The following is a 25,011-nucleotide window of genomic DNA, read 5'->3' on the forward strand; positions in this document are numbered from 1 at the left end:
CTTCAGTCCTTCGATTGATGGTCTTGTTTTTTGGGATCTTGCGGGCACGCGCACGCAAGCGCAGACCGAGGCCGTCATTCAGAAATCGTTTCGGTGGATTTTGAGGGATCTCCGCCGGGACACGAAATTTTTACAAGGGGAGAAAAAGATGAACTTCGTAAACTCCATGGCGTTTACCGCGATCACCTTCGTGGCGTTCACGGCACTCGTCGCACTCATCTCGTGGTGGAAAACCCGCGGTGACAACCTCGACACGCAGGACGGCTACTATCTCGGCGGCCGCAGCCTGACCGGCCCGGTCATTGCCGGTTCTCTGCTGATGACCAACCTTTCCGCAGAACAGCTCGTTGGCAACAACGGTCAGGCAGTTCGCGTCGGCATGTCCACCATGGGCTGGGAGGTAACCTCTGCAATCGCTCTGGTAATCCTCGCATTCGTACTGATGCCGAAGTACCTCAAGACCGGTCTGACCACCGTTCCGCAGTTCTTTGAGCAGCGCTACGACGAAGGCACCCGCCGTCTGGTTTCCATCATCGTACTGCTCAGCTACGTTGTAATCATGCTGCCGAACATCCTGTACGCAGGCGCACAGGTATTCGTAAACATCTTCGGCATTGACGAGATGTTCGGTATTTCCCGTTTTGCAGCAATCGCAATCGTCTGTGTTGCAACCGCAATCATCGGTTCTATCTACGCCATCTTCGGCGGCCTGAAGGCAATCGCACTGTCCGACTCCATCAACGGCCTCGGCCTGATCGTCGGCGGCCTGCTGGTTCCGGTATTCGGCTTCATGTTCCTGTCCGGCCAGCTCGGCGGCGACGGCTCCTTCATGGACGGCTTCGACAAGTTCCTGCACACCAATCCGTCCTACCTGAACGCCATCAACGAGGTTAACACCCCGGAGCCGTGGCTCCCGTGGCCGCTGCTGTTCACCGGTCTGCTGGTCAACAACATGTACTACTGGGCAACCAACCAGTCCATCATCCAGCGTACCTTCGGTGCTAAGAACCTGAAGGAAGCACAGAAGGGCGCCGTATTTGCAGGCTTCCTCAAGATCATGACTCCGCTGATCATCGTTGTTCCGGGCGTTATCTGCGCACTGGCTTACCCGGGCATGGACTGGGGTTCCGGCGACTCCGCTTACCCGATGCTGGTAGCAGAGGTTATGCCGAAGCCGATCCTGGGCTTCTTCGCTGCTGTAATGTTCGGCGCGATCCTGTCCTCCTTCAACTCGGTACTGAACTCCGCATCCACCATCTACGCACTCGATATTCACCGTCCGCTGTTCAACCCGACCGCTTCCGATGCACGCATGGTTAAGATCGGTCAGAACTTCGGTACTGTAGTAGCAGTTGTTTCCACCATCATGTCCCCGTTCATGCTGTACATGGGCGGCATCACGAGCTTCGTAAACTCTGCTTTCGCTGCGTTCAACACCCCGATCTTTGTTTGCCTGCTGTGCGGCTTCTTCTGGAAGAAGGTTCCGGCTATCGCTGCTAAGATCGTCATCCCGGTTCACGTTGTACTGTACTTCATTCTCCAGTTCGGTCTGCGCAACGTAATCCCGGCACTGAACAACATCCACTACCTGTACTTCACCGCGATCCTGTTTGTATTCGACATGCTGCTGATGTGGGTAATCGTTAAGAAGCATCCGCGTGCAACCGATTTCGAGCTGAAGGACGTAGGCGCTGTAGATCTGACCCCGTGGAAGAACGGCAAGATCTGGGCTACCGTTACCCTGCTGATCATGGTTCTGGCTTATGTAATCTTCTCTCCCCTTGGCTTCGGCAAGAGCGAGAAGACCACCTACCAGAACTACCTCGAGAATCAGACCACTGCTTCGGTTTCCGATTCCGTTCAGTAATGCAACTCAAAACGACCGTCAAAAGACGGTCGTTTTTTTATGCCTGTCCCCTATGCAAATCCGCAAAAACGTGCTATGCTAATACTAAGGCGAGAATGCCCGTACAAGGAGGAATCACCATGAAGGAACACTATAAAGGTATCGGCCATATTGCGATCTACACCGTAGATATGGACCAGAGCATTGCATTTTACGAAATGATCGGCGGCAGTGTATTCAAGCGCGACGGCGTAGAGACACCGGAGGGCCTGAAGAAGCTGGCGCTCGTTGAATTCGGCGGCTTCCTGCTCGAGCTGATCGAGCCGCCCGCAGGCACGCTCGTGCCGTCCGGCGAGGGCAGCATCCCGCACTTCGCAGTCTACGTTGACGACCTCGACAAGACCGCGGCTGACCTCAAGGCAGCAGGCGTTATCAGCTTCACCGCACCGGAGAAGAAGGTGCTGCCGAATACCTTCGGCGGCCTGCAGAACTGGTTCTTCACCGGCCCGTCCGGTGAGCAGATCGAGCTGCTGCAAATGCTGTAAAAAACGAACACCTCCCGTCTGTATCGATGGGAGGTGTTTTTTATGCAGCCCGACCTACGGAAACTATTTAATTCGCTCCTTAAAAATGAAACAGCATACAAATAAAAAACGAAACCACCACACTAATTCTCAATTCTCCATTATTCAGCCCTCAAGCGACAAAAAAGCTCCCAACCTCACGGTTGGGAGCTTTCGTAAACCTAAAGCGAGTTTATCGCGCCGGATTAATAGTGGCGAGCCTCGAACAGGTGATCCTCGATGCGCTTGCGTGCAGCCTGAACCTCAGCCTTCTGAGATACCTCAGCTACGCCTACACGCCACCAAGCCTCGTAGCCTGCGGACATGGTCTTCGGCAGAACCTTCATGTCGATCAGGGTGGAAACGGTCTGCTTCTTGGAATCCTCGATTGCAGCCTTCAGCTCGTCAAGAGTCTTAACGGTGTAGGTCTTGCAGCCGTAAGCAGCGCCGATTGCAGCGTAATCTACCTGGATTACCTTGCCCTTGTGTACGCCGTTGGTTACGCCTTCCTCAAGCATGTTCTTCTCGGTGCAGATGGAAGCATTGCCGTTGGAAACCTCGAGGTTGTTGATGCAGCCGAAGGAAGCGTTATCGAACAGCATTACGTTGATCTTGTGGCCCATCTGAACCGAGGTGATCAGCTCAGAGTGCAGCATGTCGAAGGAACCGTCGCCGCACATAGCGTAAACTTCCTGATCCGGGCAAGCGATCTTAGCGCCCAGAGCGGAGGCAACCTCGTAACCCATGCAGGAGTAACCGTACTCCATGTGGTAGGTGTTCTCCTTGCGTGCACGCCACAGACCCTGCATGTCGCCCGGCAGAGAGCCTGCTGCTGCACATACGATAGCGTTGTCATCGATCATGTGGTTGATGGTGCCCAGAACGGTGGTCTGGCACAGCTTGCAGCCGGTATCCTCGATGTACTTCTCAACGCACTCACGGTTGTCGTCGTTGCACTCCGGGGTGAAGTGCTCCTTGTCGGTGTACTCAACCTTGTCCAGACGCTCAACCTCAGTCCACCACTCCTTGCGCAGAGCAGCAACTTCCTCAGCGTAAGCCTTGTCGGTGTGGTAGCCGATCTTAGCCAGCTCCTCGCCGATTGCGGTCAGAGCCTCGTTTGCGTCAGCAACGACCGGAGTAGCGTCCATCTTGTAAGCCTGGAACTCAGACGGGTTGATGTTGACGAACTTAGCGTCGGTGCGGTACAGCCACTTGGAAGCGGTGGTGAAGTCGGTGTAACGGGTGCCAACGCCGATTACAACGTCAGCCTCGTGCGCCAGCTTGTTTGCAGCGATGCCGCCGGTGGTGCCCAGACCACCGAGGTTCAGCTCGTGATCCCAAACAACAGCGGACTTGCCGGCCTGGGTCTCGCCGAATGCGATGCCGAAGTCCTCAGCGAACTTCTTGAATACCTTGTGTGCCTCAGCATAACGAACGCCGCCGCCGCAGATCAGGAGCGGCTTCTTTGCGTTCTTGATGACCTCAACAGCCTTGTCCAGAGCATACTTGGTAACCGGACGGCGGTCGATGCGCCATACGCGCTTCTTGAAGAAGTCAACCGGGTAATCGTATGCTTCAGCCTGAACGTCCTGCGGCAGAGAAATTGCAACAGCACCGGTGTTAGCGGTATCGGTCAGAACACGCATAGCGGAGATCATGTCGGTCATAACCTGCTCCGGACGGTTGATGCGGCCCCAGTACTTGGTAACAGCCTGGAAAGCATCATGAGCAGAGATGGACAGGTTCTGCGGCTGCTCCATCTGCTGGAGAACCGGGTCCGGCTGACGGGAAGCGTAGATGTCGCCCGGCAGGATCAGAACCGGAATGTTGTTAGCGGTAGCGGTTGCAGCAGCGGTAACCATGTTGCAAGCGCCGGGGCCTACGGAAGAGGTGCAGGCGAAGATGGACTTGCGGCGCATCTGCTTAGCGTAGCCAACTGCAGCCAGAGCCATGCCCTGCTCGTTCTTGCCCTGGTAAACAACCATGTCCTTGAGCTCCTGCTCAACGCCGTTAGCGAAGCCAACTACGTTGCCGTGGCCCGGCAGCATGAAGATGCCCTTAACGAACTTGTGCTCCTGCTCGTTGCCATCCATATCAATGTAGCTGATATACTGGTTCTCGAGGAAGCGAACGAGTGCCTGAGACGCAGTCAGACGAACGGTTTCCATATGAATCATGTTGGAAATCCTCCCATAAATATTTTATAAAGGTAGCAATGCCTCCGCTCCACAAAAGGAGGGGCAAGGGAACCATAGGTTCCCAAACGCACGAGACAGGTCTCGTGCCTGCCGCGTGCACGCGGCAGATGCAGTTCCTTATCAAAGTCCAGCTCCGCCGGACTTTGATACCACTGCCTCGGGACGTGGTGTCCCGAGCCTCGTTCGCTGTGCGAACGAGAGGGGGGTATCGAAAAAAGTTTCTACGGAACTTTTTTCGTATATAGGGGGGACAGCGTCCCCCCTATACTCCGGCAGGCTTTAGTTGCCGCTCGGGCAGTGCCAGATATGATCGTTGGCATCGTCCTCAAGCAGCCACAGGTGCTCCTCGTCGTCGATGCGGGTCTTGTCCCACGGGTTGCCCGGCAGATGACGGATGCCCCAAGCGTAGCAGCAGGAGTAGCCCGGTGCGGTTACCTGGGAGTGCATCTTGTCGGTGATGATAGCCAGACCGTTGTGATGGGTCTCGTAAATCTCGCCGTTGCCCCAGCCTGCGCCGAAGCCCATCGGCTTGTCGAAGCGGTAGAAGTAGCACTCCGGCTGCGGATGATGATGCGGCGGGTAAGAGGACCACTTGCCCGGCAGGTTGACAACTTCGCCCAGAACCATGTTGGAGTACGGCGCGTTGTCCAGATCGAAGCAGGTGCGTACATCGCGCTTGATGCAGCCCATCAGCTCGCCCTTGTTGCCGCGTGCCCAGGTATCGGTGTCTTCCGGCTTGTACATCTTGCTCGGGAAGGTCTTTTCGTTCAAAGTCTTCTGGATGTAGATGTTGCACGGACCGTGTGCGATGATCTCGAACTTTACGCCCTTGCAAACGTGCAGGCAGGACGGGTTGTAATCGAACGGATTCGGACGGTCTACGTCGTAGGACTCATTCTCCCACTTGATGGTGCACTTGCCGTCGAATACCAGTGCTGCAACTTCCTTCTCAGGCTCCTCGCAGCTCCAGGTGTCGCCGTCTTCCATCACGAGGAGAGCAACGTCCATCATGGCATCCTTGCCGATGCCTTCGTCAAGACGGATGTACTCGTTGTATCCGCGCTTGACCTGCTTATCCATGTACATAGGAATTCCCTCCAAAAAATAATTTTTTGGTGCGGTGACCGGTATATCCCACCCGATCACGCAGATTCAGCTGTGAAAAACAGCCTATCTGTTATCATTATACCACGCCATAACAGCCAGTTTCAACCACTCATTGAACGGATTCGGCGCGGTGCGGAAAGGCTTTGTCATTCAGCACAAAAATCCGAGTGGATTTTCTCGCAAATGATACAACAAAAATACGATTGGTTTGTGTCGCACTCTTGCCTTCCCTTCCTTTTTCATCTATAATTATAGCAGATATTCAAAGGATTGCTTGCAATTTCTTCAGCAGTAATAACACGATTTTAAGGTATGCACGCAGCGTGTGCATCAGAAAGGATTTTCGCCATGGATGCAGCCCGCCGAGAAAAAAAAGAGCACGGCACACTTGCGTTTCCGTTCCAGATCTACCCCGCGCTGGACGGCAGCGAGGCCGATGACAGCGATTTTATCCCCTATCACTGGCACCCGGAGCTGGAAATCATCACGGTGGACGCGGGCCACGTTTCGCTCACCATCGCTGACCACACCTACGAGGGCACCCACGGCGATGTGTTCTTCGCCGCCGGTGAGGAATTGCACGAAATCCGCGCCGCCGGACGGGAAAATCAGTTCCGCTCGTTCGTGTTTGCGGCGGATTTCCTGCAGTTTTCGCGCGCCGACCAGAGCGAATTCGCGCTGCTCGCGCCGCTCGCGGAGGGACGGCTGCGGTTCGACACCTGCATCCGCGCCGGTGAACCCGGGCAGAACGAAATCCGTGCGCTGCTCGCACAGATCGTGCGCGCGTGGCAAGTGCAGGCGCCCGGCTGTCAGCTTGCCGTGAAGGCCGCGCTGCTCGGCATCGTGGCGGTGTGCGCGCAGTACGGCAGACTTGTCGGACATCAAATGCGCCCGGGCGCGGACTATAAGGCGCAGCAGCTGAAGGAGATCGTCGGCTACCTCGGTGAGCATTTCACCGAACCGCTCTCGCTGTCGGCGGTTGCAGCGGAGTTTGGATTGTCGCCGCAGTATTTCAGCACCTTTTTCCGGGATAATTTCGGAAGGACATTCACCCAGCATATCAATTCCCTGCGGATCGAGCAGGCGGCGCGTCTGCTCCGTGAGACCGATCTTCCGGTCATGGAGGTCGGGTTTCGCGTTGGATTTGATAATTTCAGCTACTTTATCAAGCGGTTTCGGCTTGTGTATGGCGTTTCGCCGTCGCATTATCGGAAAAACAGTTTAACTTAAACACGAGACTTGTTTTCTGCACCGGCGGAGCGGGGCACACGAACTGCGCGAGCGTGTTCGCCCTGACAGGGCGAACACGCTGACGCAGTTTGTGTCCCCCGCCTAATTACTGCCAGAAAACGCAAAAACCTCCGTATGAACCATACGGAGGTTTTTTCTATGTCTTATCTCGTCTGCTGGGTGATAATAAACACCGGAATGTACCAAATAAGCTGATACAGCAGGATATTCATCACCGGAAGCGCGTCTGCGGCGTTCTGGTACAGCAGGTAGAACACGATCAGCATACCGAGCAGGCCGGCGAACGTGCCGAGCGTCAGCGCCGAGCGGACGGCGCCTGCCAGCTTATCCGCGCCGCGGAGCACCTGCATGAACGGACCGGCACCCTCGCGGGTGAGGATAGCTGCCGGTGCATCGCCCTTGGCGTAATTCGGATTCAGCAGACGATCCACGCCTGTCGGGTCCGGCTGGTCGGCAAAGCCGCGTCGAAGGTCAAACTCCTCCTCAATCATCGCCGGGGAGATATTGAAATCACGAACAGCGAGGACCGCATTCATGTGCATGCGGCGCATGAGGCGCATCGCCTTATAGGTATTCTTGGTAGTCTGGTAACGCATGGTCAGCACGCCTGCAAGCGCGTTATCCACAACCAGATACATATTGATCTGACCCTTATGGCCGGATTCGATCGGAACGCCCATCTTGACCATGAGCGCCGCTGTGCCGAGCACGATACGGCTGGTGCCGACAGCGCCGGTTACACCGCCCTCGACCAGACGCACGTCACGCGCGGTGAAGGTGATGCCGAAGCGCTCCTTCGTGGTATCGGTCAGCACGCGGCCCAGCTCCAGACCGGCAGATTCGGTCAGCGCGGCTGCACAGCCGAGAATCTGCTCGTCCGTGATACGGCCCAGATTGTCGATGGCCTCAAGCTCGATCGAGCCGGTCGGGAACAGATCGTTCTCGAGCAGCATGACCTTCTCCGTGCCGCGCAGCAGGTTGGCCTGACGCGCACCCGCAATGGCTGCACCCGAGCGCAGCAGGCGGCTTGCGGTGTTCTTGTAGCTTGCGCCGAACGCGCACAGCAGACCGATCGGAGCAGACACCGACAGGATCGCCGAGAACGCCCAGAAGAAGCGCACCGGCTCGCCGCAGTTGAACGAAGCGACCAGCGACAGGATGATTGCCAGCGCCAGTGCGATCGGCGTGTAGATGAGCGAGAAGCGGTCAACCGTGTCCGGTCGCTCGATCTCGGTCAGGAACGAGCTTGCATCATACAGCGGGCACTTGACGGCATTGCACGCGTCAATCTCGCTGTCGTAGTGGCTGTAAACCGCCAGCGGCTGCTCTGCCTCGCAGACGGCACGATAGGAACGCGCCTGCGCCAGACTGCGGCCGCGTGCCTCACGCATTTCGGCGTAAAGCAGAAGGATGGAAACCGCCGTGTACGGTACGGCGACGCCGCCCTGATCCGGAAATACCAGCAGAGAGGCACAGTGCAGCAGCGATGCCAGCGCCGCGAACGACACGAGCGTGCCGCGTGCCGGACGGCCATGCAGCAGCGAGGAAAAGCCGTTGCCGAACACGTCAATACCGATCAGCAGCGCCAGGATCTGCAGGGCAGCCAGTGCGCCGATGCCGATGGTCGGGTTCTGCAGAATATCGAGCACGACCGGAAGCGGCAGTGCCTCAAAGCTCGGTGCAAAGCTGAGATACGCGGCAGCTGCGGCAAGGATCAGCACCAGCAGCGACCGGAACGACAGAATGCCCGAACGGCGGCGTGCCGCGTGCATAGCTACCTCCGGATCGACCAGCTTGATGTCCTCCTCTTCTTCTGCCTGATCGGCGGCAATGCGTGCCGCTCTTGCCTGCTTGCGCGAGATGCTCGCCTTGCGGCTTGCTTCCTCGGCAGCGGCTTCTTCCACGATCTCCTGCTGCTCGGCGGCCTTCTCGGCAGCTTCCTTTTCTGCCAACTTGGCCTCGCGGCGTGCCTGCCGCTCTGCGATCTTCTGCGCGGTCCTGTGCTCACGCTCTGCCATTTTCTGCTCGCGCGCCGCGATGCGCGCTTCGCGTGCTTCTTCAACAGACTCGTGTGCGGCGGCTACGGTCTCTGCAGCCTTCTTTGCCGTTTTATCCTTCTTATTTCTGGGAGCCGTCTGCGGCTCCTCTGCCTTGGTCTCTGCCGCCGGTGCGGGCTGCGGCTCGACCGGCTTTTCCGGCTCTGCCGCTGCCTTAGGCATTGGCTCTGCCGCCTTTGCGGGCGCCTGACCGGACACCTCGGCGATGATGGAATCCAGATCAAATTCATCGGTATCCGGTACGTCGCTGAGCATATTTTTCAGCGATTCCAGATCCATATCGTCTTTTCTATCCATGTTCACTTCCCCCTTAATTGCCCTGTGTGCGTCGGCGAAGCGCCTCAAACAGCAGCACAGCCGCCGCGTTGGATGCGTTCAGCGAATTGACACGGCCTCTCATCGGGATGCTGACGATGTAGTCGCACTTGTCGCGGGTCAGGCGGCTGAGCCCCTGTCCTTCCGAGCCGATGATGATGGCGGTCGGGCGGTCAAACGGTGCGTCATACAGGCCGACCGTACCGTCAGCCTCCGCGCCGAACAGCCATACACCGCGTTCCTTGAGTTCATCGAGCGTGGACGCAAGGTTGTTTGCCTTGTGTACGCCGACATAGGCGAGTGCGCCCGCCGCCGAACGAGCGACAGCCGCGGTCAGACCGACAGCTCTGCGCTTCGGGATGATAACGCCGTGTGCGCCTGCGGTCTCTGCCGAACGGATGATGGCACCCAGATTATGCGGGTCCTCGATGCCGTCGCAGACAACGATGAGCGGCACCTCACTGCGCTCCTCGGCGACGCGGAAAATATCGTCGAGCGAGACGTACTCCTGTGCCGCCGCCTGTGCGATAACGCCCTGATGGTTGCCGGTCGGGCTCATGCCGTCCAGCTTGCGCCGGTCGCAGGTGACGACCGGAACGCGATGCTTGCGCGCCTCTGCCGCCACATCACCGATGTGTGCGCCTTCGGCCACAAACACCTTATCCACTGCACGGCCTGCGCGCAGCGTTTCGAGGACGGCGTTGCGTCCCTCAATCAGCGTGCCGTCATCCTCGACCGGAGGACGGCGTCTGTTTTTTTCATATGCCATAAATTTTTACGCTCCAAAATGAGAAATAACTTTGCATATCCTCAGATACTTTCAGTTAGTTTCATTATACACACTTCCCGACTGTTTTTCAATGTTAGACACGAAAATTATACAAACATCGCCGCAAAAGTGCTGCCATAAGTTCGACAGATATCGACAATTCGCTCTGCCGCATTTACACAGCCAGATTTTAGGCGATACAATGAAACCGGACTGAAAGGAGCGAGGACATCTATGGATGGCAAAAAATTTGATAAAAACACGCTGAAAACACTTGTAATCGCGGCTTCTCTGCTGCTGAACTGCATTTTAGGCGGTGCATCGTACACCTATTATCACCATCTGGCGGAGCAGATGAACGAGACCGCTTCCCTGCAGTCGCAGGTAAGCCATCTGGAAGACTCGGTCTCCGACCTGCAGGCGCAGGCGGACGAATCCCAGCCGGCCATTGACGATTTGAAAGCGCAGGTGGCTTCGCTCACCGAGGAGAAGAACGGCCTGCAGACGCAGGTGGACACGCTCACGAGCCAGAAGGCAGATTTACAGAATCAGGTGGATACGCTCAAAGCAGGTGCATCGAGCGGTTCGTCCTCCGGCGGTTCCTCGAGTGACAGTTCGTCCGTCCCGGCAGCTTACAGCAGCTCGGACGACCAGAGCGAGACCGTTTACGTCACGGACACCGGCTCCAAATATCACAGCGCCGGCTGCCGGTATTTGAAGAAAAGCCAGATTCCAATGTCGCTTTCCGAGGCCAAGCGGCAGGGTTACACCGCCTGCTCGGTCTGCGGCGGATAACATGAAAAAGAAGCTGAGATTTTGTCTCAGCTTCTTTTGTTTGCCTGTTAAAACAGTCTATCCATATTCTGCCGCAGCATGCGAACCATACGTTCGCAGTCGAGCATGGTATCATCCGCGCCGAACATAACGGCGGTCTGATCGACTACGCTCGTATCCGGATTGCTGCTGCCGACCACAACCCGACCGTTCTTCACGCGGTCCATCACGGTATCCGCGTTATTGATGAGGAAATCCAGTTCGTTCATCAGGCTGCTGTTGTAGTAGCGAATCGGGTTGGCCTGCTCGGTCATGCCGCTGCGGATGGTCTGCGCCTTGCGCTTGATGGAATCCAGCGCCGCCATAGCAGCCGCCTTATCGGTAATCACATAGTCGGTATAACTGCCGTTTTTCACCGCAGAATCGCAATTCTTGAACTTTTGCGTATCCGTTCGCATATCGAGCAGCTGCTTCATGAGGTTCGTCGCATAGGCTTCCATTTCGGCGCGTTTGCTGTCCGAAAGCGGCATGCGCAGGAAGATGGCGTTCACGTCATTCTCTGCCTTGGCGCTGTACCACGTTACATCCATGCCGGTCAGCTCACCGATGTTGCGCAGCGGCAGATAGATGGAATTCCGGTAAAACAGCGGATAAATGGTCTCGCCCTTCTGGTTCTTGAAGGTCTGCTGTTTGCCGTCCACGAGCACCTTCACGCCCTTATCGAGTGTAGCCGTGCCGGTCGCACCGACATATTTTACGCCTTCCTTGTGGTACGCATCGTCATCCGCACACGGATACGACTTTTCCGTAGTGCCGGACAGGAACACCGTGCGCGATGCACTGTCCCACGAGATATTTTTGCCCATCCAGCGGCCAACCGTGCGCAGCGGCATGTAGGTCGAGCCGTTGTAGCTCAGCGCCGTGTAAACCGTCTTGCCGTCCTCGCTCGGGAAGGTGGCCGGAATGCCCTCAACATAGATGTTCGCGCTCTGCGGATTGATTTTTACGGCAGTGCGGGTCTGCGCCGTATTCTGTGCAGCTGCCTGCACCGTACCCGACGGTATATAGGTCTGCACATTGGCTGCGCCTGCGCTCATCATCAGTGCGGACGCCATCAGGCAGCCCGCGAGTGTGCCGCTTACGATTTTCTTGAACTTAGTCATAATTGCCCCTCCACATAATACAGTTTTTTCTATCCATACCTATGGTATACAACAAAAATCATATTCTGTCAATCCATTTTTCCCGATACTATTATAACGACCGAGAGCGCCGTTTTGTGACAACAAGCCGCTAAAAAAATTTTTCAAAAAATTTGCCACAGAAAATCCCGCTCAGGCGTTGTATAATTGAATGGTATCATTTCCAACCCAAGGGGGAACCAAATTGACACAGGAGCAAATCCTCTTTTTCGAGGAATCATATGCAAAGTATTACAGGATGATGGTGCAGACCGTTCTGCCCATTGTCGGCAGCCGCGATATTGCCGAGGACATTGTGGCCGACACCTTTCTCATCCTGCTGGCCAAGATAAACAGCGTGATGGAGCACGAGCAGCCGGTCAAGTGGCTGTTCCGTGTGCTGAAAAACAACGCCATCAGCGAATACCGCGCGCAGTGCAGACACGCGGCCGCGCCGCTTGAGGAAAGCATTCTGCGTGCAGCCGAACCCGAGCTGATACCGTTTTCCGGTATGCTGCCAAAGGGCTTATCCGCGTCCGAACAGCGCATTCTGACCCTGCGGCTCGCTGAGGACATGGACTATTCCACCATTTCGGAAAAACTCGGCATTTCCGAGACCGCCTGCCGCAGCCAGTACAGCCGCGCACGGCGGCACTGCGCCGAACTTATGGAAAGGAGTGACGACAATGCAGGATTCTAAGCAGATTGACGAGCTGTTCCGGCTGATGGACGACGTTTGCGAAAACGGTGATGCGGCTCTGCCTGCGCTCGAGCAGTATTTGCAGACGCAGACGGACGTGCCGGAAATCGACACAGAAGCGTCACTCAAAAAGTTCAAGGCCGACCATAGGGAATTTTTCGTCAAGCCGCACCGCGGGCGGCGGCTGTGCTACCGCGTTTTTGTTGTCGCGGCGGCTGTTTTCGCCGCAGGAACCGTGTTTGCGCTGGCTACCGGTCACAATCCGTTCGACTATGCGGCGATGTGGGATTCCGAGACGTTCGGCTTTTTCCAGAGCGGACATGACGATTTTGAGACCACTGAGGACGGGTATACGCATTTTCCGGATGGTACATCGGTGAATTATGAGCACGCGACCGACACGGTGGAATACGACCCGAATGCACCGCTCGGCTCAGAGGCGAATCCTCTGCCTGCTGACCCACAGGTACCTGAACCCGGATATGAAGATTTACCGGATACAGATTTGTCCGATACCAACTTAGAGAAAACCGAGTCCACTTGGAATGAAATGCACGTTATGGAGTATTTCGATATCACCAATGCGGATTTGAAAACCACTTTAGCGGAATTCGGTGTAAAACAGAAAATGGCACCTACTAAAATTCCTTCTGCGTATTCCATACCCCAAATTCAAATCACAAAAGATTATCTCTCCGATCGAGTAACTTTTGTCGGTTCTTATACCAAACCCACCGACCCTAACGGTCCTTATATTCTGGTACTCATTGAAGTTCCACTAAACGGCAGTGCCGGTGGCATCGAAAAGGACGACCGTCCGGTTATCGAATATAAAAAACCAAATGCCACATGGTACATCATGCACAATCTGGAGCAAATCAACGCGGTTGCCATGATTGACCAATATGAAGTGCTGATTTCTGCACCGCTTTCGGTAGATGAGGTAAAGGAAATCATCGACTCCATCTACGAATAACAAAAACCCGATCTCCAACAGACACAATGGAGATCGGGTGCTTTTTTATGCGAAAATTTTATGGTACGCGTGCGAGACGTAACCGCCGACAGCGGCGGTCATTTCCTTGGATGCCACGGCTTTATCCGCCACGGTGACGATCCACGCGATTCTTGTGCGCGGCATGGCCGCCAGCGGAAACATGTGCCGTGCGATGGCTTCGCACTCCCGCTCGGACAGACCGAAGGTATGCTTGGCGCGGTCGGCTGCGATGTGGCCGTGAATGAACCCGTGCATGTGCGCAATGCGGTGCACGCCGGAAAAATGGCTCAGATAACGGCGAAAGCGCTCGCCGTGCCAGTCATAGCCGAAAAAGTCATGCAGCAGCGCGGCACGGACAACCGAAGTCGTTTCGCTCTCCGACAGACGCATCAGGCGGGCGATCTGACAGGCTGCTTCCGCTACCGCAACGGAATGGTCATACACAGAGTTGTCCAGTCCGTGGTGACAGAACGTGCGAAGCTGCTGAAAACGCGGATGTGCAAGGATATCTCCCGCGTACTGCTGGATTTCACTGTCCATCGGACCCACCTTCCTTCCTTTCTTTTGATGTCTTTATTATAGTGCGCTTAGTGCACAAAATCAAGAGGTAATTTGTAACAAGTTTGTGACAAAAATACCAACGATCTGCTTAGCCGAGCGGCGGCGTGTCCAGTATCATCTGCCTGTACTCTAAATCCTCAAAGCCGAGCATGTGATAGAGGGCACTTGCCCGCACGTTGCTTTCCGTTACCTCCAGACGATACCGCGCGGCTGTGTTGTACTTTTCGTGCACCGCGGCGATGATCCTGCTGCCGATGCCCTTGCCGCGCTGCTCGTCATCCACCATGATTTCCTCCAGCCAGACGCACAGACCGCCCGCCTCATTCGACCAGGTGAGCGCCAGCAGACAGTACGCGCACGGCTGTCCGTTCTCGTCCTCGGCAATCAGGCAGTCCGCATACGGCGTGCCGTGCAGGAGCAGCTCAAACGTGCGTTCGGCGTTCTGCTGCGGGATTTCATGGTCGCAGGCAGGCGTTTTGTAGAACGCATGGCAGCGGTCGATAAAGAATTCGCGGTCGGATGCCTCGATAGAGCGAATACGCATAGTTTCCTCCTGAAAGAACAGGGCATGTCCGTTGACACACCCTGTTTTGCTGTAAATTAAATCTGGTTAAGAGCCTGTTCCAAATCAGCGATAATGTCCTCAACATTCTCCAGACCGACCGAAATGCGAACCATGCCCGGCTCAATGCCTGCGGCAACCAGCTGCTCGTCGGTCAGCTGACGGTGGGTTTCGGACGCCGGATGCAGCACGCAGGTGCGGATGTCGGCAACATGAACCTCATTGCACGCCAGCTTGAGGCTGTCCATGAACTTCATCGCCGGAGCGCGGCCGCCCTTGATGTCGATGGACATAACGCCCGAGGTGCCCATCGGCAGGTACTTCTGTGCACGCTCGTAGTGCTCGTTGCCCGGCAGTGCGGGATAGCGAACGGATGCGATCTTATCGCTCGACTCGAGGAACTTGGCAACGGTCAGCGCGTTCTCGCAGTACTGACGCATACGCACCGGAAGGGTCTCCAGACCGAGGTTGAGCAGGAACGCCGAGTGCGCTGCCGGATAGCAGCCGAAGTCGCGCATCAGCTGCATACGCGCCTTGATGATGTACGCCATCGCGCCGAACTCGCGGGTGTAGACCACGCCGTGGTAGCTTTCGTCCGGCTCGGTGAAATCCGGGAACTTGCCCGATGCCGCCCAGTCAAACTTGCCGCCGTCCACGATCACACCGCCGCCCTGTACGGCATGGCCGTCCATGTACTTGGTGGTGGAGTGGATGACAATATCCGCGCCCCATTCGATCGGTCGGCACAGCACCGGCGTTGCAAACGTGTTGTCCACGATGAGCGGCACGTTATTCTTGTGCGCGATGTTCGCCCACTTTTCAATGTCGAACACGGTCAGAGCGGGATTGGCCAGCGTCTCACCGAACACAGCCTTGGTGTTGGGCTTGAACAGCTTCTGCACTTCCTCCTCGCTTGCCTCTGCGTCCGCCCAGATGCACTCGATGCCCAGCTTTTTGAGCGTTACGCCGAACAGGTTGATCGTGCCGCCGTAGATGGTGGAAGCCGCGATGAAGCTGTCGCCTGCCGAGCACAGGTTGAGGATGGACAGCAGGGATGCCGCCTGACCCGAGGAAGTCAGCATCGCGCCGACGCCGCCCTCGAGGGACGCGATTTTCTTCTCTACCGCGTCGCAGGTCGGGTTGGCAAAGCGCGAGTAGATGCACTCTGTCGGCATATCGAACAGGGACGCGATCTTTGCGGTCGAGTCAAAGCGGTAAGTGGTGGACTGCACGATCGGCATGACGCCCGGACCGCCGTTTTCCGGCTTGTAGCCTTCATGCAGGCATTTTGTTTCGATTTTCATATAGACTACCTCTTTACTATGATTTAACGTAGAAGAATCTCCATTTATTGTAGCATGCAGAAGCCTGTCGGTCAAGGCAGTTCGGTTGAACAAACGGCGGTATCATGGTATGATAGAGGCAGTACGAAGGGAGGCAAACCGCATGAAGGATCTGCTCATTACTCTGCTGAATACAGCGTTCTGGGTCGGACTGCATTTCGGTACGGCTGGCGTATTCTGCGCTCTGCCGCAGGACGTGCAGACACGGTGGTTCGACCCAAACCGGCGCTTTTTCACGGTTTCCGATTGGGAAATGCGGGTTTTCCGCAAGATCGGTCTGCCGAAATGGAAGGACCGGCTGCCGCAGTTTAATCCCGAATTTGACAAGCGGCACCTCAAATCCGGGCGGGATACGGCATACCTCGACCGTTTTCTGTTCATCACCTGCCGCGCGGAGGTGATTCATTATGTGATCGGCGTGCTCGGATGGGTGTCGCTCACGTTCTGTCTGCTGAGCGCCGACCGGACGGCGTGGCTCATCCGGTATGCGGTCATTGCGCTTGCGATTCAGCTGGCGAACCTGCCGTTCGCGTGGATTCAGCGATATAACCGGAAACGGCTGCTCAGCGTCCGCAAAAGGCTTTCATTACGGATAGAAATTTGATATAATATAAAGATAGCATAAGGATAATCAAGGAGATTTTGCAATATGACAGACGAAAAAATTGCACGCATCAACGCGCTTGCCAAAAAGGCCAAAACCGAAGGACTGACCGACGCGGAGAAGAAGGAGCAGCAGGAGCTCCGCGCAGAGTACGTTGCCGATTTCCGCAAGAGCCTAAAGGCACAGCTGGACAACACGGTGGTTATCAATCCGGACGGCAGCTCGTACAAGCTGAAGCAGGACAAAAAGTGATGCGGCTGCCCGAACACGCGGCACACGCCATCCGGCGATTAGAGCGTGCCGGATTTGAGGCGTGGGCGGTTGGCGGCTGCGTGCGCGACAGTCTGCGCGGAGTCGAACCGCACGACTGGGACTTGTGTACGTCCGCGTCTCCGGCTCAGATGCAGGCTGTGTTCGCGGACGCGCGTGTGCTCACCACCGGACTCAGGCACGGCACGCTGACCGTGCTCACGGACGGCGGCCCGCTCGAGATTACCACCTACCGCACGGAGGGCGGCTACTCGGACGGGCGGCATCCGGACGGCGTGCGCTTTGTCACCGACATCCGTGAGGATCTGGCCCGCCGGGATTTCACGGTCGGTGCGATGGCGTGGCACCCGGAACGCGGTCTGTGCGACCCGTTTGGCGGGCAAACCGACCTCAAAAACGGCGTTCTGCGCGCGGTCGGTAATGCAGACACCCGATTTCAGGAGGACGCGCTGCGCATCCTGCGCGGACTGCGCTTCGCATCCAAGCTGGGATTCGCCATCGAGCCGGAAACCGCCGCTGCCATGCGGCGGCAGGTGCATCGCCTGGACTGCATTGCCGCCGAGCGCATCCGCGAGGAGCTGACCGGTCTGCTGTGCGGCCGCTATGTGCAGCGCACACTGATGACTTATGCTGACCTTATCACCTCTGCCCTGCCCGAGCTCGCGCCCATGCAGGGCTGTCAGCAGCAGAATCCGCACCACCTGTACGATGTGTGGGAGCACACCGTGCGCGCGGTCGGTCAGGTGCCGGCCGAGCCGGTGCTCCGGTGGGCGATGCTACTGCATGACAGCGGCAAGCCCGCCTGCAAGACCGTGGACGAGCAAGGCATCGGGCATTTCCGGGGACATCCTAAGGCGAGCCTTGCGCTGTCGCGCGAGCTCCTGCCGCGGCTGCGGTTCTCGAGCGCGGACACCGAACGCATCCTCCTGCTGGTCGAGCGGCACGACACACCGCTCGGTGACAACGAAAAGCTGGTGCGGCGCAGCCTGTCGCGCATCGGAGAGGCGCGGTTCCGCGACCTGCTGGCAATCAAAAAAGGCGATGCGGTCGGTCAGGGCACCAGCCGCGACTATGTAGCGCAGCTGTTTGAGACCGAAGCGCTGCTGAACCGCGTGCTCGCGCAGGAGCAATGCTTCTCGCTGCGGCAGCTTGCCGTAAACGGAACCGATTTACAGGCGCTTGGTCTGCGCGGCAGGCCGGTCGGTGAAATGCTGCACGCCCTGCTGGATGCCGTGATAGACGGTCAGACCGACAATCGGCGGGATACGCTTCTGCGGCTTGCCCGCACCCGAATGGAGGAACAACATGACAAATAAAGAGATTTTCATCGAAACCTACAACAAAAACATCCATCGTCCGGGCGCGGAAAAGCTGCTTGCGTGGCTCGAGGGCACGGATTTCTTCACGGCTCCCGCGTCCACGCGGTTCCACGCTGCGTATGAGGGCGGTCTGCTCGACCACTCGCTCAACGTGTACAACGTGCTGATCTCCAAGCATTTCAATCCCGAAACCGACGATCTGGAAAGCTACACCATCGTTTCGCTCCTGCACGATCTGTGCAAGGCCGGTTTCTACAAGACCGAGCTGCGCAACCGCAAAAACGACCGCGGCGAGTGGGAAAAGGTGCCGGTTTACGCAGTAGACGACCAGTTTCCGTACGGTCACGGCGAAAAATCCGTGTTCCTGATCGAGCGGTTCATGCGGCTGCGCACCGAGGAAGCGATCGCCGTGCGCTGGCACATGGGCGGCTTTGACGAGTCGGTCAAGGGCGGCAGCTTCGCACTCGCGCATGCGTTCGAGAAGTACCCGCTTGCCGTAAAGCTGCACCTTTCCGATCTGGAAGCGACCTATCTGCACGAAAGCCGAGGAGAATGAGCATGAAAACCAGGGAATTTTCCATCTCGACCGATCACGAGGGCATGTACAATATCACCGCCAGACTGCGTGAAGTCATCCGCGAAAGCGGCGTGCAGAGCGGCCTTGCCGTGGTGTACTGCCCGCATACGACCGCCGGTATCACCATCAACGAAAACGCTGACCCGGATGTGCAGCACGACCTGCTGCTCGGTCTGCGCGAGGCGTTTCCCGACAGGCGGGAGTTCCGGCATGCCGAGGGCAATTCGACCGCGCACCTCAAGTGCAGCTATGTCGGCCCGAGCCAGACCGTGCTCATCGAGGACGGCAAGCCCATCCTCGGCATCTGGCAGGGCGTGTACTTCTGCGAGTTCGACGGTCCGCGCCATCGCCGCTACTATATTAAGGTAATGGCGGATAATTAACTTGCACTTGCTTTTCCGCTCTGCTATAATAAAGTCAAACATACTCTAAAAAGGAAGATATTCTCATGGAAGCACTGGAATGTATCAAAACCCGCCGAAGCATCCGCAAGTTCACCGAGCAGCCTGTGACCGAGGACGAGGTTCGTCAGGTCGTTGAAGCTGCCGCCTTTGCGCCGAGCTGGAAGAATACGCAGATCGCGCGCTACATCGTTGTGACCGACAAGGAAAAGAAGGACAAGCTGGCCGACAACTGCATGCTCGGTTTTACCTACAACCAGAAGACCACCCACGGCGCACCGGCGCTGGTCGTGCTGACCATGATCAAGGAGCGCTCCGGCTACGAGCGCGACGGCTCGTTCAGTACCCCGCTTGCCACTCACTGGCAGTCCTTTGATGCGGGCATCGCCGCACAGACCTTCTGCCTGTCCGCGCATGCGCTCGGTCTCGGCACGGTTATTATGGGTATTTACGATCCCGCTGAGGTTGCCAAGGTTGTGGAAATCCCCGAGGGTCAGGAAGTGGCCGCGCTCATCGCGCTCGGTCATCCGGCACAGGACCCGCAGGCGCCGGCGCGTAAGGATGTCGATACGCTGCTGCGATTTGAGTAAAAGCGCATACTTTGAACACCGTGGAAGCAATTCTGCGGTGCTTTTCTTTTCTCGACACAAGGTGACCAGGGCACACGAACTGCCGTCGGCGGGTTCGCCCTATCTGGGCGGCTCCTTTTTCTGCACCGGAAAGCCGGGGTGCGCGAACTGCGTTAGCGTGTTCGACCCTGACGGGCGGGGAGTTTTTCGCTGAACCTCAGCGGGGAGTTGCGCTCTGCGGAGCGCGGGGATTCGCCGCGCCCGCGGCGGGGGCAAAAAGGAAGGACAACCTGCGGTTTTCCTTCCTCTTTGAACTCCTACCTTTCCCTTGCTTCCTAATCTGGCGCAGACCAGAGACCGGCGACCGCTTCGAAAAGAGGAACGGCAGTCGGGTTACCGTTGCGTGGCTCTCTCCACCTTTTCGCAGTTCACAGATAGCATACTGCTACACAGGCGAGTTACTCTACGCAGGCGCGACATAACAGTGTCGCGCAACACTTTGGCATGTTGTAACGCACGGCACCTGCGAATTAAGCATTCGGTACAATTTATCTTCGCAGGTGCCGGGCGGTATAACGCGCAAAAAAATTGGGCGGCACTGTCATGCCGCCCTCTGCGTGGACTTAATCTTATGTGTAGCAGAACGGTATCTGACACTGCGAATAGGTAAAGAAATGGGAGCACACTGTGCTCCCCTACGGTAGAAAAAATCCTCTGCCGTTCCTCTATAGTCTCAGTTCTCCCATCACCACCGTGCCCTCCAAGGGAAAGGGGTGATTCACAAGAGGGTGGAAACCGCAGGTGTCTACCCTCTTGTGCCCCGGCCGGGCAGGCCATGTCCCGCTGAATTTCAGCGAAAAACTCACAAATCCTGAATATTCATCTTCTCGATCTGCTTTTTGCGGTTCATCCCTCTGCGGCTGAGGAAGTAGATCACCAGCAGCACGATGGTCGGCATGGAGATAACGAGCAGCGTCAGCACCGTGTTGAGCACCGTCACGAACACGTCATACGAATCCACTCCGCCAACCGCATTGTCAGCCACTGAGGTCATCACCACATTCGTCACCACGTTCAGCAGGATGAACAGCTCCCCCGAAAACGTGATGGCAGGCAGTACCAGTCCCGGCACTTTGCTCTTCCGTCTGGAAAGATAGACCTGCAAAATAATCATTGCCGCGACAAACGCGATCAGAAAAATCAGCGAAATAATTGTAGAAACCGTTGCAATCAGCATTATTTGTTCCCCTCTCTCAGCTTTTTGTACTCGTTGATGAGCAGCTTCGCCGTGTCAAAATCCAGCTTGTCCTTGACCGCAAGACGCTTGATGAGCGCGATATACGGCTCCTCGTCCGCCTGCTCGCCAAGTCTGATCTTCTGGATCAGACGGTCCAGACGCAGGCGCACGGTCGGGTAGGTCACACCGTAAATGCCCGCGACCTCCTTGAGCGAACCCGACGCCAGCACGAATTTTTTGATGAACGACACGTCCTCCTCGTCCAGCGATGCAAGCCACTCCGGCATTACCTCGATTGCCACGGCTATCACTTCCTTTCATTGCAACTTCATTATAATATCAAATTATATTAAAGTCAATCTTTAATTTTATCAAAGTCCGGAAATAAAAAAACGGCACACCGTGAGATTCTCTCCGGTATGCCGTTTGCTGTTTCTTACTTACTTTTCTACTCGTTTCTGGAACGCCAGACGTTCTCCGCGCCCGTTTTCCAGCTCAATGACGCCGCAATAGGTATAGCCGAGCTTGTTCAGCAGACCCTGCATGGGCTTGTTGTTCGCGTGCGTGTCGATGCGGATGTTGCCGCACTGCTCCATGCACCAGTTCATGCAGAACGAAGCCGCGCCGTGCGTGCCCTTTGCCGCCGCGATACGGTGGACAACGCCGTACGGCGCATCGTCCAGCCAGGCGCCGCCGCGAATGACGCGGTAGGTCGGCTCGCCGTCGGTCGTAAACGCAAAGGTCGCTGCGATTTTGCCGTTGTCCTCGCAGACGTAGCTGCGGTGCAGTGCAAGATCCTTGTCCAGCATTTCCTGCGTCGGGAATCTGTCTCCCCACTGATCGGGATTGCCGTTTTCGCGCATAAATGCCCGCGCGTCCGCAAAAATTTTCTGCATCGCCGGAAGATCCTCCGGCCGGGCGTGTCGAATCTGCATTGTTATTCCTCCTTCAGCCATTCCGCGCAGAGTACCTGCCAGCGGTTTATATGCCGGTCGGGCACGCGCCCTTTCATCGGGTCTGCTGTCTCCAAATCCGCGAGCGCGAGTCCGTGCACGCCGTGCGGGAACAGGTGCAGCTCGTGGCTGATGTTCTCTCGGCGCAAAGCCGCCTCGAGCAGCAGCGTGTTCTCGACCGGAACGGTCGCGTCCGTCAGGGTGTGCCACAAAAATGTACGCGGCATGCGCGCGGAAACCAGCGTTTCCAGCGAAAATCTCCGCTGTTCCGCAGCATTTTCACCTGCCAGACGCACAAAGCTGCCGCGATGCGCATACGCTCCCGCCGAGACCACCGGATAGCACAGCACCGCCGCATTCGGTCGGTGCGCCTGCAAATCCGTGCCCGCAGGAAACCAGTCCGCGTCGTGCCACGTCGCCGCCAGCAGTCCCGCCAGATGGGCGCCCGCCGAAAATCCGCCGACCGCAATGCGGTCTGCCGCGATGCCGAGCTGTGCCGCATGTTCTCTCACCCAGGCGACAGACGCGGACAGCGTGTGCAGCGGCTTTACGCCAAGCGGCACCTCCGTGCAGTCGTACTCGAGCACGAACGCTTCCACACCGTCCCGCGCAAACGCACGCGCGACCGGTGCGCCCTCCCGGATGGAGCAGTATTCGTAGCCGCCGCCCGGGCACAGGATGAGCGCAGGCTTATTCCATCCGGCCGGTGCCGGAAAATGCGTCAAAACGCCGTGATCGAGCCGCAAAACCTCTTTCATCGCGCACCTCACACGTTGTAGCGGTTGCGGATATCAATGCACGCAAGAATGCGGTCGGTCTCCGGCTTTTCGCCTGCCAACAGGTAGTCCATGAGCAGCTCGATCGGACGTGCCCCCTGCAGGGCGGCATCCTGATCGATCAGGAAGTCGATGAGTCCGCGGCGGACATTCTCCGCATTTGCCGGAATCAAATCGTGGCAGATCAGGTGCACCTTGCCCTGTAAACCCAGTTCACGCAGCGCGTCGCACGCGCCGAGCTGACCGTTTACCGAAACGTACACACCGCGCAGCGACGGATGCTCCTGCACGGCGCGGCACACAATATCATGCGCCAGCTGCTGATCGTCCCCGCAGGTCTGCGGCGGCAGCAGACTCAAACCGGGGAAATTTGCGGCAGCCTCGGTCTGAAAGCCGTCCACACGCTGCTGATGTGACCAGTTGTTTTCCTGACCGGCAACCAACAGGACTTCCCCGTGACCGGCGAGCAGCAGGTCCATCAGACCGGCGCTCATGCGTCCGCACGCGAAATTGTCCACGCCGACATAGCACAGGCGGCCCGAGTCCGGCAGATCCGAGTTGAAGGTAACGACCGGCATGCGCCCGGACAGCTCCTGAATACGGGCGCGTATCCGCTCGTCCTCCGCCGGAGAAAGCGCGATGCCCTGCACGCCTGCCTCGAGCAGCTCGTCGATCACGTCCAGCTGCTGCTGTGCATCGATGCCCTCAAGCGGCCGCACGAGCACCTCTGCGCCGGTGGTGGTAAAGTGCGCCGATGCGCGTTCGATCTCCTCAAATACCGTGTGCATGAACATGGTCTCGACCGACTGGACGATCACGCCGATCCTGATCGGGTTTTTCGCGCGTGCCAGCATGCGTCCCGCACGGTTCGGGCGGTAGCCTCGCTCTGCTGCAATGCAGCGCACGCGTGCCGCAACCTTGGGATCGACGCGTCCTCTGTCGTTAAGTGCCCGATCCACCGTACCGCGGGAAACGCCCGCCAGCGCAGCGATTTCTGCCAAAGTGACTGCCATGAATTTTCGCTCCTACATACCGCGTTGCGCGGTGTCATTCCAAAGGCACCACCACACAATTTGACTGCGGTGCTTTGTGGAAATTTTGCACTCTGACTTTGTTACGATTTCTTGCAACACATCAAGTATTGCTGCGAAACCGTGCCGCGTCAGAACACAAACTTTACTCACAAATCACTCTTGTCCAATTATGTGGTGTTACCTTTTTATTTTACACGTTTTGAACGAAAATTGCAAATGCAAATCAGTGAAATCGACAGAAATCGGTCAGTCGTCCAGCAGTTCGCCCTTGATGGAAATGGTCTTCACCTGCCACGGCAACAGCTTGCCGCAGTTCTGCAGCGCGGTGCGGACGGCGTATTCCAGTCCGCCGCAGCACGGCACCTCCATGCGGACAACGGTTACGCTTTTGATGTTGTTCTGACGGAGGATTTCGGTCAGCTTCTCGCTGTAATCCACATCATCCAGCTTGGGACAGCCGACGAGCGTTACCTTCCCCCGGATAAAATCCTGATGGAAATTTGCGTACGCGTAAGCGGTGCAGTCTGCCGCGATGAGCAGGTTTGCGCCGTCAAAATAAGGCGCATTCACCGGCACAAGCTTGATCTGCACCGGCCACTGGCGCAGCTGGCTCGGCATCGGAATGAACGAGGCCGGCTGATTGACCGGGGCGTGTTCCATACTCCGTGCCATGCTGCCCGGGCATCCGGTGTGCGGCTGAGATTTTGCCTGCATATTGGCCTGCACGGCGGCTTCGTCGTAAGCGGCGGCTTCGCGCTCGACGAACGAGATAGCGCCTGTCGGGCAGACCGGCAGGCAGTTGCCGAGGCCGTCGCAGTAGTCGTCGCGGAGCAGAGCGGCTTTGCCGTCCACCATGCCGATAGCGCCCTCGTGGCAGGCGTGGGCACACAGGCCGCAGCCGTTGCATTTTTCTTTGTCGATTTCGATAATTTTGCGAATCATAGTGTTTTCTCCTTATATATCCTGTTTCTTGTCTTGAGATGGTTCCGCTGAGCCAGCGGGGGGCCGCCTACCCGGCGGGGGCACAAGAGGGTAGACACCTGCGGT

26 protein-coding genes are annotated in these 25,011 nt (G+C 57.1%); 12 read left to right on the forward strand and 14 right to left on the reverse strand.

Annotated elements, in window-relative coordinates; translation table 11 throughout:
• Nucleotides 1-148: 148 nt before the first annotated feature.
• Together DW806_RS09160 and DW806_RS09165 are read left to right on the forward strand one after the other, a co-directional pair.
• Complete coding sequence (locus DW806_RS09160; RefSeq protein WP_118729750.1) at nt 149-1,867, forward strand: solute:sodium symporter family transporter; 1,719 nt, start codon at nt 149-151, stop codon at nt 1,865-1,867.
• Nucleotides 1,868-1,986: 119 nt separating this feature from the next.
• Nucleotides 1,987-2,391: a VOC family protein gene (locus tag DW806_RS09165; RefSeq protein WP_118285092.1), complete on the forward strand. Its 405-nt coding sequence runs from the start codon at nt 1,987-1,989 to the stop codon at nt 2,389-2,391.
• A 224-nt stretch (nt 2,392-2,615) separates the two neighbouring features.
• Here the strand turns inward: DW806_RS09165 and iolD are convergent, their stop codons facing one another.
• Both iolD and DW806_RS09175 read right to left on the reverse strand, forming a co-directional pair.
• Entirely contained in the window at nt 2,616-4,577 is a 1,962-nt protein-coding gene (gene iolD / locus DW806_RS09170) for a 3D-(3,5/4)-trihydroxycyclohexane-1,2-dione acylhydrolase (decyclizing) (protein ID WP_118729767.1), read from the reverse strand.
• A gap of 309 nt (nt 4,578-4,886) precedes the next feature.
• A complete protein-coding gene (locus tag DW806_RS09175; protein WP_110437304.1) occupies nt 4,887-5,693 on the reverse strand; it encodes a 5-deoxy-glucuronate isomerase in 807 nt (268 codons plus the stop codon).
• Between the two features lie 369 nt (nt 5,694-6,062).
• Between DW806_RS09175 and DW806_RS09180 the strand changes: the two genes are divergently transcribed.
• A complete protein-coding gene (locus DW806_RS09180; protein ID WP_158578336.1) occupies nt 6,063-6,944 on the forward strand; it encodes an AraC family transcriptional regulator in 882 nt (293 codons plus the stop codon).
• A gap of 164 nt (nt 6,945-7,108) precedes the next feature.
• Here DW806_RS09180 and DW806_RS09185 read toward each other — a convergent pair whose 3' ends face one another.
• Together DW806_RS09185 and rlmB are read right to left on the reverse strand one after the other, a co-directional pair.
• Nucleotides 7,109-9,319 (reverse strand): hypothetical protein, encoded by a 2,211-nt coding sequence (locus DW806_RS09185; protein ID WP_118729752.1) that lies wholly within the window; start codon nt 9,317-9,319, stop codon nt 7,109-7,111.
• 13 nt (nt 9,320-9,332) lie between these two features.
• On the reverse strand, nt 9,333-10,106 hold the full coding sequence (gene rlmB, locus DW806_RS09190; RefSeq protein WP_117752336.1) for a 23S rRNA (guanosine(2251)-2'-O)-methyltransferase RlmB: 774 nt from the start codon (nt 10,104-10,106) through the stop codon (nt 9,333-9,335).
• A gap of 234 nt (nt 10,107-10,340) precedes the next feature.
• Here rlmB and DW806_RS15420 point away from each other — a divergent pair, with 234 nt between their 5' ends.
• Nucleotides 10,341-10,901: a hypothetical protein gene (locus DW806_RS15420; protein ID WP_188885673.1), complete on the forward strand. Its 561-nt coding sequence runs from the start codon at nt 10,341-10,343 to the stop codon at nt 10,899-10,901.
• A 47-nt stretch (nt 10,902-10,948) separates the two neighbouring features.
• On the opposite strand, the gene DW806_RS09200 is transcribed toward DW806_RS15420, so the two are convergent.
• Nucleotides 10,949-12,043: a stalk domain-containing protein gene (locus tag DW806_RS09200; protein ID WP_118729753.1), complete on the reverse strand. Its 1,095-nt coding sequence runs from the start codon at nt 12,041-12,043 to the stop codon at nt 10,949-10,951.
• Nucleotides 12,044-12,266: 223 nt separating this feature from the next.
• Here DW806_RS09200 and DW806_RS09205 point away from each other — a divergent pair, with 223 nt between their 5' ends.
• Nucleotides 12,267-12,761, forward strand: coding sequence for an RNA polymerase sigma factor (locus DW806_RS09205; RefSeq protein WP_158578337.1), 495 nt, complete (start codon nt 12,267-12,269; stop codon nt 12,759-12,761).
• Nucleotides 12,748-13,737 (forward strand): hypothetical protein, encoded by a 990-nt coding sequence (locus DW806_RS09210; RefSeq protein WP_118729755.1) that lies wholly within the window; start codon nt 12,748-12,750, stop codon nt 13,735-13,737. The genes DW806_RS09205 and DW806_RS09210 overlap by 14 nt, the downstream gene beginning before the upstream one ends.
• A 45-nt stretch (nt 13,738-13,782) precedes the next feature.
• Here DW806_RS09210 and DW806_RS09215 read toward each other — a convergent pair whose 3' ends face one another.
• From DW806_RS09215 to DW806_RS09225, 3 genes are all read right to left on the reverse strand, one after another.
• The gene (locus DW806_RS09215) at nt 13,783-14,298 is read right to left on the reverse strand and encodes an HD domain-containing protein (protein ID WP_110437311.1); all 516 of its coding nucleotides are present in this window, start codon (nt 14,296-14,298) and stop codon (nt 13,783-13,785) included.
• Nucleotides 14,299-14,407: 109 nt separating this feature from the next.
• Nucleotides 14,408-14,863, reverse strand: a complete 456-nt coding sequence (locus DW806_RS09220) for a GNAT family N-acetyltransferase (protein ID WP_118285100.1) — start codon at nt 14,861-14,863, stop codon at nt 14,408-14,410.
• Nucleotides 14,864-14,919: 56 nt separating this feature from the next.
• Nucleotides 14,920-16,185 carry an O-acetylhomoserine aminocarboxypropyltransferase/cysteine synthase family protein gene (locus DW806_RS09225; protein WP_118729756.1) on the reverse strand — a complete coding sequence of 422 codons (1,266 nt, stop codon included), beginning with the start codon at nt 16,183-16,185 and terminating at the stop codon, nt 14,920-14,922.
• 142 nt (nt 16,186-16,327) lie between these two features.
• Between DW806_RS09225 and DW806_RS09230 the strand changes: the two genes are divergently transcribed.
• The 6 genes from DW806_RS09230 to DW806_RS09255 all read left to right on the forward strand — a co-directional run bounded on the left by DW806_RS09230 (nt 16,328) and on the right by DW806_RS09255 (nt 19,985).
• A complete protein-coding gene (locus tag DW806_RS09230) occupies nt 16,328-16,828 on the forward strand; it encodes a hypothetical protein (RefSeq protein ID WP_118729757.1) in 501 nt (166 codons plus the stop codon).
• Nucleotides 16,829-16,873: 45 nt separating this feature from the next.
• Complete coding sequence (locus DW806_RS09235; RefSeq protein ID WP_116704796.1) at nt 16,874-17,080, forward strand: DUF896 domain-containing protein; 207 nt, start codon at nt 16,874-16,876, stop codon at nt 17,078-17,080.
• Complete coding sequence (locus DW806_RS09240; protein ID WP_118729758.1) at nt 17,080-18,414, forward strand: CCA tRNA nucleotidyltransferase; 1,335 nt, start codon at nt 17,080-17,082, stop codon at nt 18,412-18,414. Before DW806_RS09235 ends, DW806_RS09240 begins: the two co-directional genes overlap by 1 nt.
• Nucleotides 18,404-18,973 carry a hydrolase gene (locus DW806_RS09245; RefSeq protein ID WP_118729759.1) on the forward strand — a complete coding sequence of 190 codons (570 nt, stop codon included), beginning with the start codon at nt 18,404-18,406 and terminating at the stop codon, nt 18,971-18,973. Before DW806_RS09240 ends, DW806_RS09245 begins: the two co-directional genes overlap by 11 nt.
• Before the next feature lie 2 nt (nt 18,974-18,975).
• A complete protein-coding gene (locus DW806_RS09250) occupies nt 18,976-19,377 on the forward strand; it encodes a secondary thiamine-phosphate synthase enzyme YjbQ (RefSeq protein ID WP_110437318.1) in 402 nt (133 codons plus the stop codon).
• A 65-nt stretch (nt 19,378-19,442) separates the two neighbouring features.
• Nucleotides 19,443-19,985, forward strand: a complete 543-nt coding sequence (locus tag DW806_RS09255; protein WP_118729760.1) for a nitroreductase family protein — start codon at nt 19,443-19,445, stop codon at nt 19,983-19,985.
• Between the two features lie 841 nt (nt 19,986-20,826).
• Here DW806_RS09255 and DW806_RS09260 read toward each other — a convergent pair.
• From DW806_RS09260 to DW806_RS09285, 6 genes are all read right to left on the reverse strand, one after another.
• The gene (locus tag DW806_RS09260; protein WP_118478570.1) at nt 20,827-21,201 is read right to left on the reverse strand and encodes a hypothetical protein; all 375 of its coding nucleotides are present in this window, start codon (nt 21,199-21,201) and stop codon (nt 20,827-20,829) included.
• Complete coding sequence (locus DW806_RS09265; RefSeq protein WP_110437322.1) at nt 21,201-21,503, reverse strand: DUF2089 family protein; 303 nt, start codon at nt 21,501-21,503, stop codon at nt 21,201-21,203. Before DW806_RS09265 ends, DW806_RS09260 begins: the two co-directional genes overlap by 1 nt.
• 138 nt (nt 21,504-21,641) lie before the next feature.
• The gene (locus DW806_RS09270) at nt 21,642-22,136 is read right to left on the reverse strand and encodes a GNAT family N-acetyltransferase (protein WP_118478568.1); all 495 of its coding nucleotides are present in this window, start codon (nt 22,134-22,136) and stop codon (nt 21,642-21,644) included.
• 2 nt (nt 22,137-22,138) lie between these two features.
• Nucleotides 22,139-22,912 (reverse strand): alpha/beta hydrolase, encoded by a 774-nt coding sequence (locus tag DW806_RS09275; protein WP_118478566.1) that lies wholly within the window; start codon nt 22,910-22,912, stop codon nt 22,139-22,141.
• 8 nt (nt 22,913-22,920) lie between these two features.
• Nucleotides 22,921-23,943: a LacI family DNA-binding transcriptional regulator gene (locus DW806_RS09280; RefSeq protein WP_118729761.1), complete on the reverse strand. Its 1,023-nt coding sequence runs from the start codon at nt 23,941-23,943 to the stop codon at nt 22,921-22,923.
• Nucleotides 23,944-24,210: 267 nt separating this feature from the next.
• Nucleotides 24,211-24,906, reverse strand: coding sequence for a 4Fe-4S binding protein (locus tag DW806_RS09285; protein WP_118729762.1), 696 nt, complete (start codon nt 24,904-24,906; stop codon nt 24,211-24,213).
• Nucleotides 24,907-25,011: the final 105 nt, after the last annotated feature.

Source organism: Butyricicoccus sp. AM32-19 (assembly GCF_003480365.1).
GTDB classification, from domain to species: domain Bacteria; phylum Bacillota; class Clostridia; order Oscillospirales; family Butyricicoccaceae; genus Agathobaculum; species Agathobaculum butyriciproducens.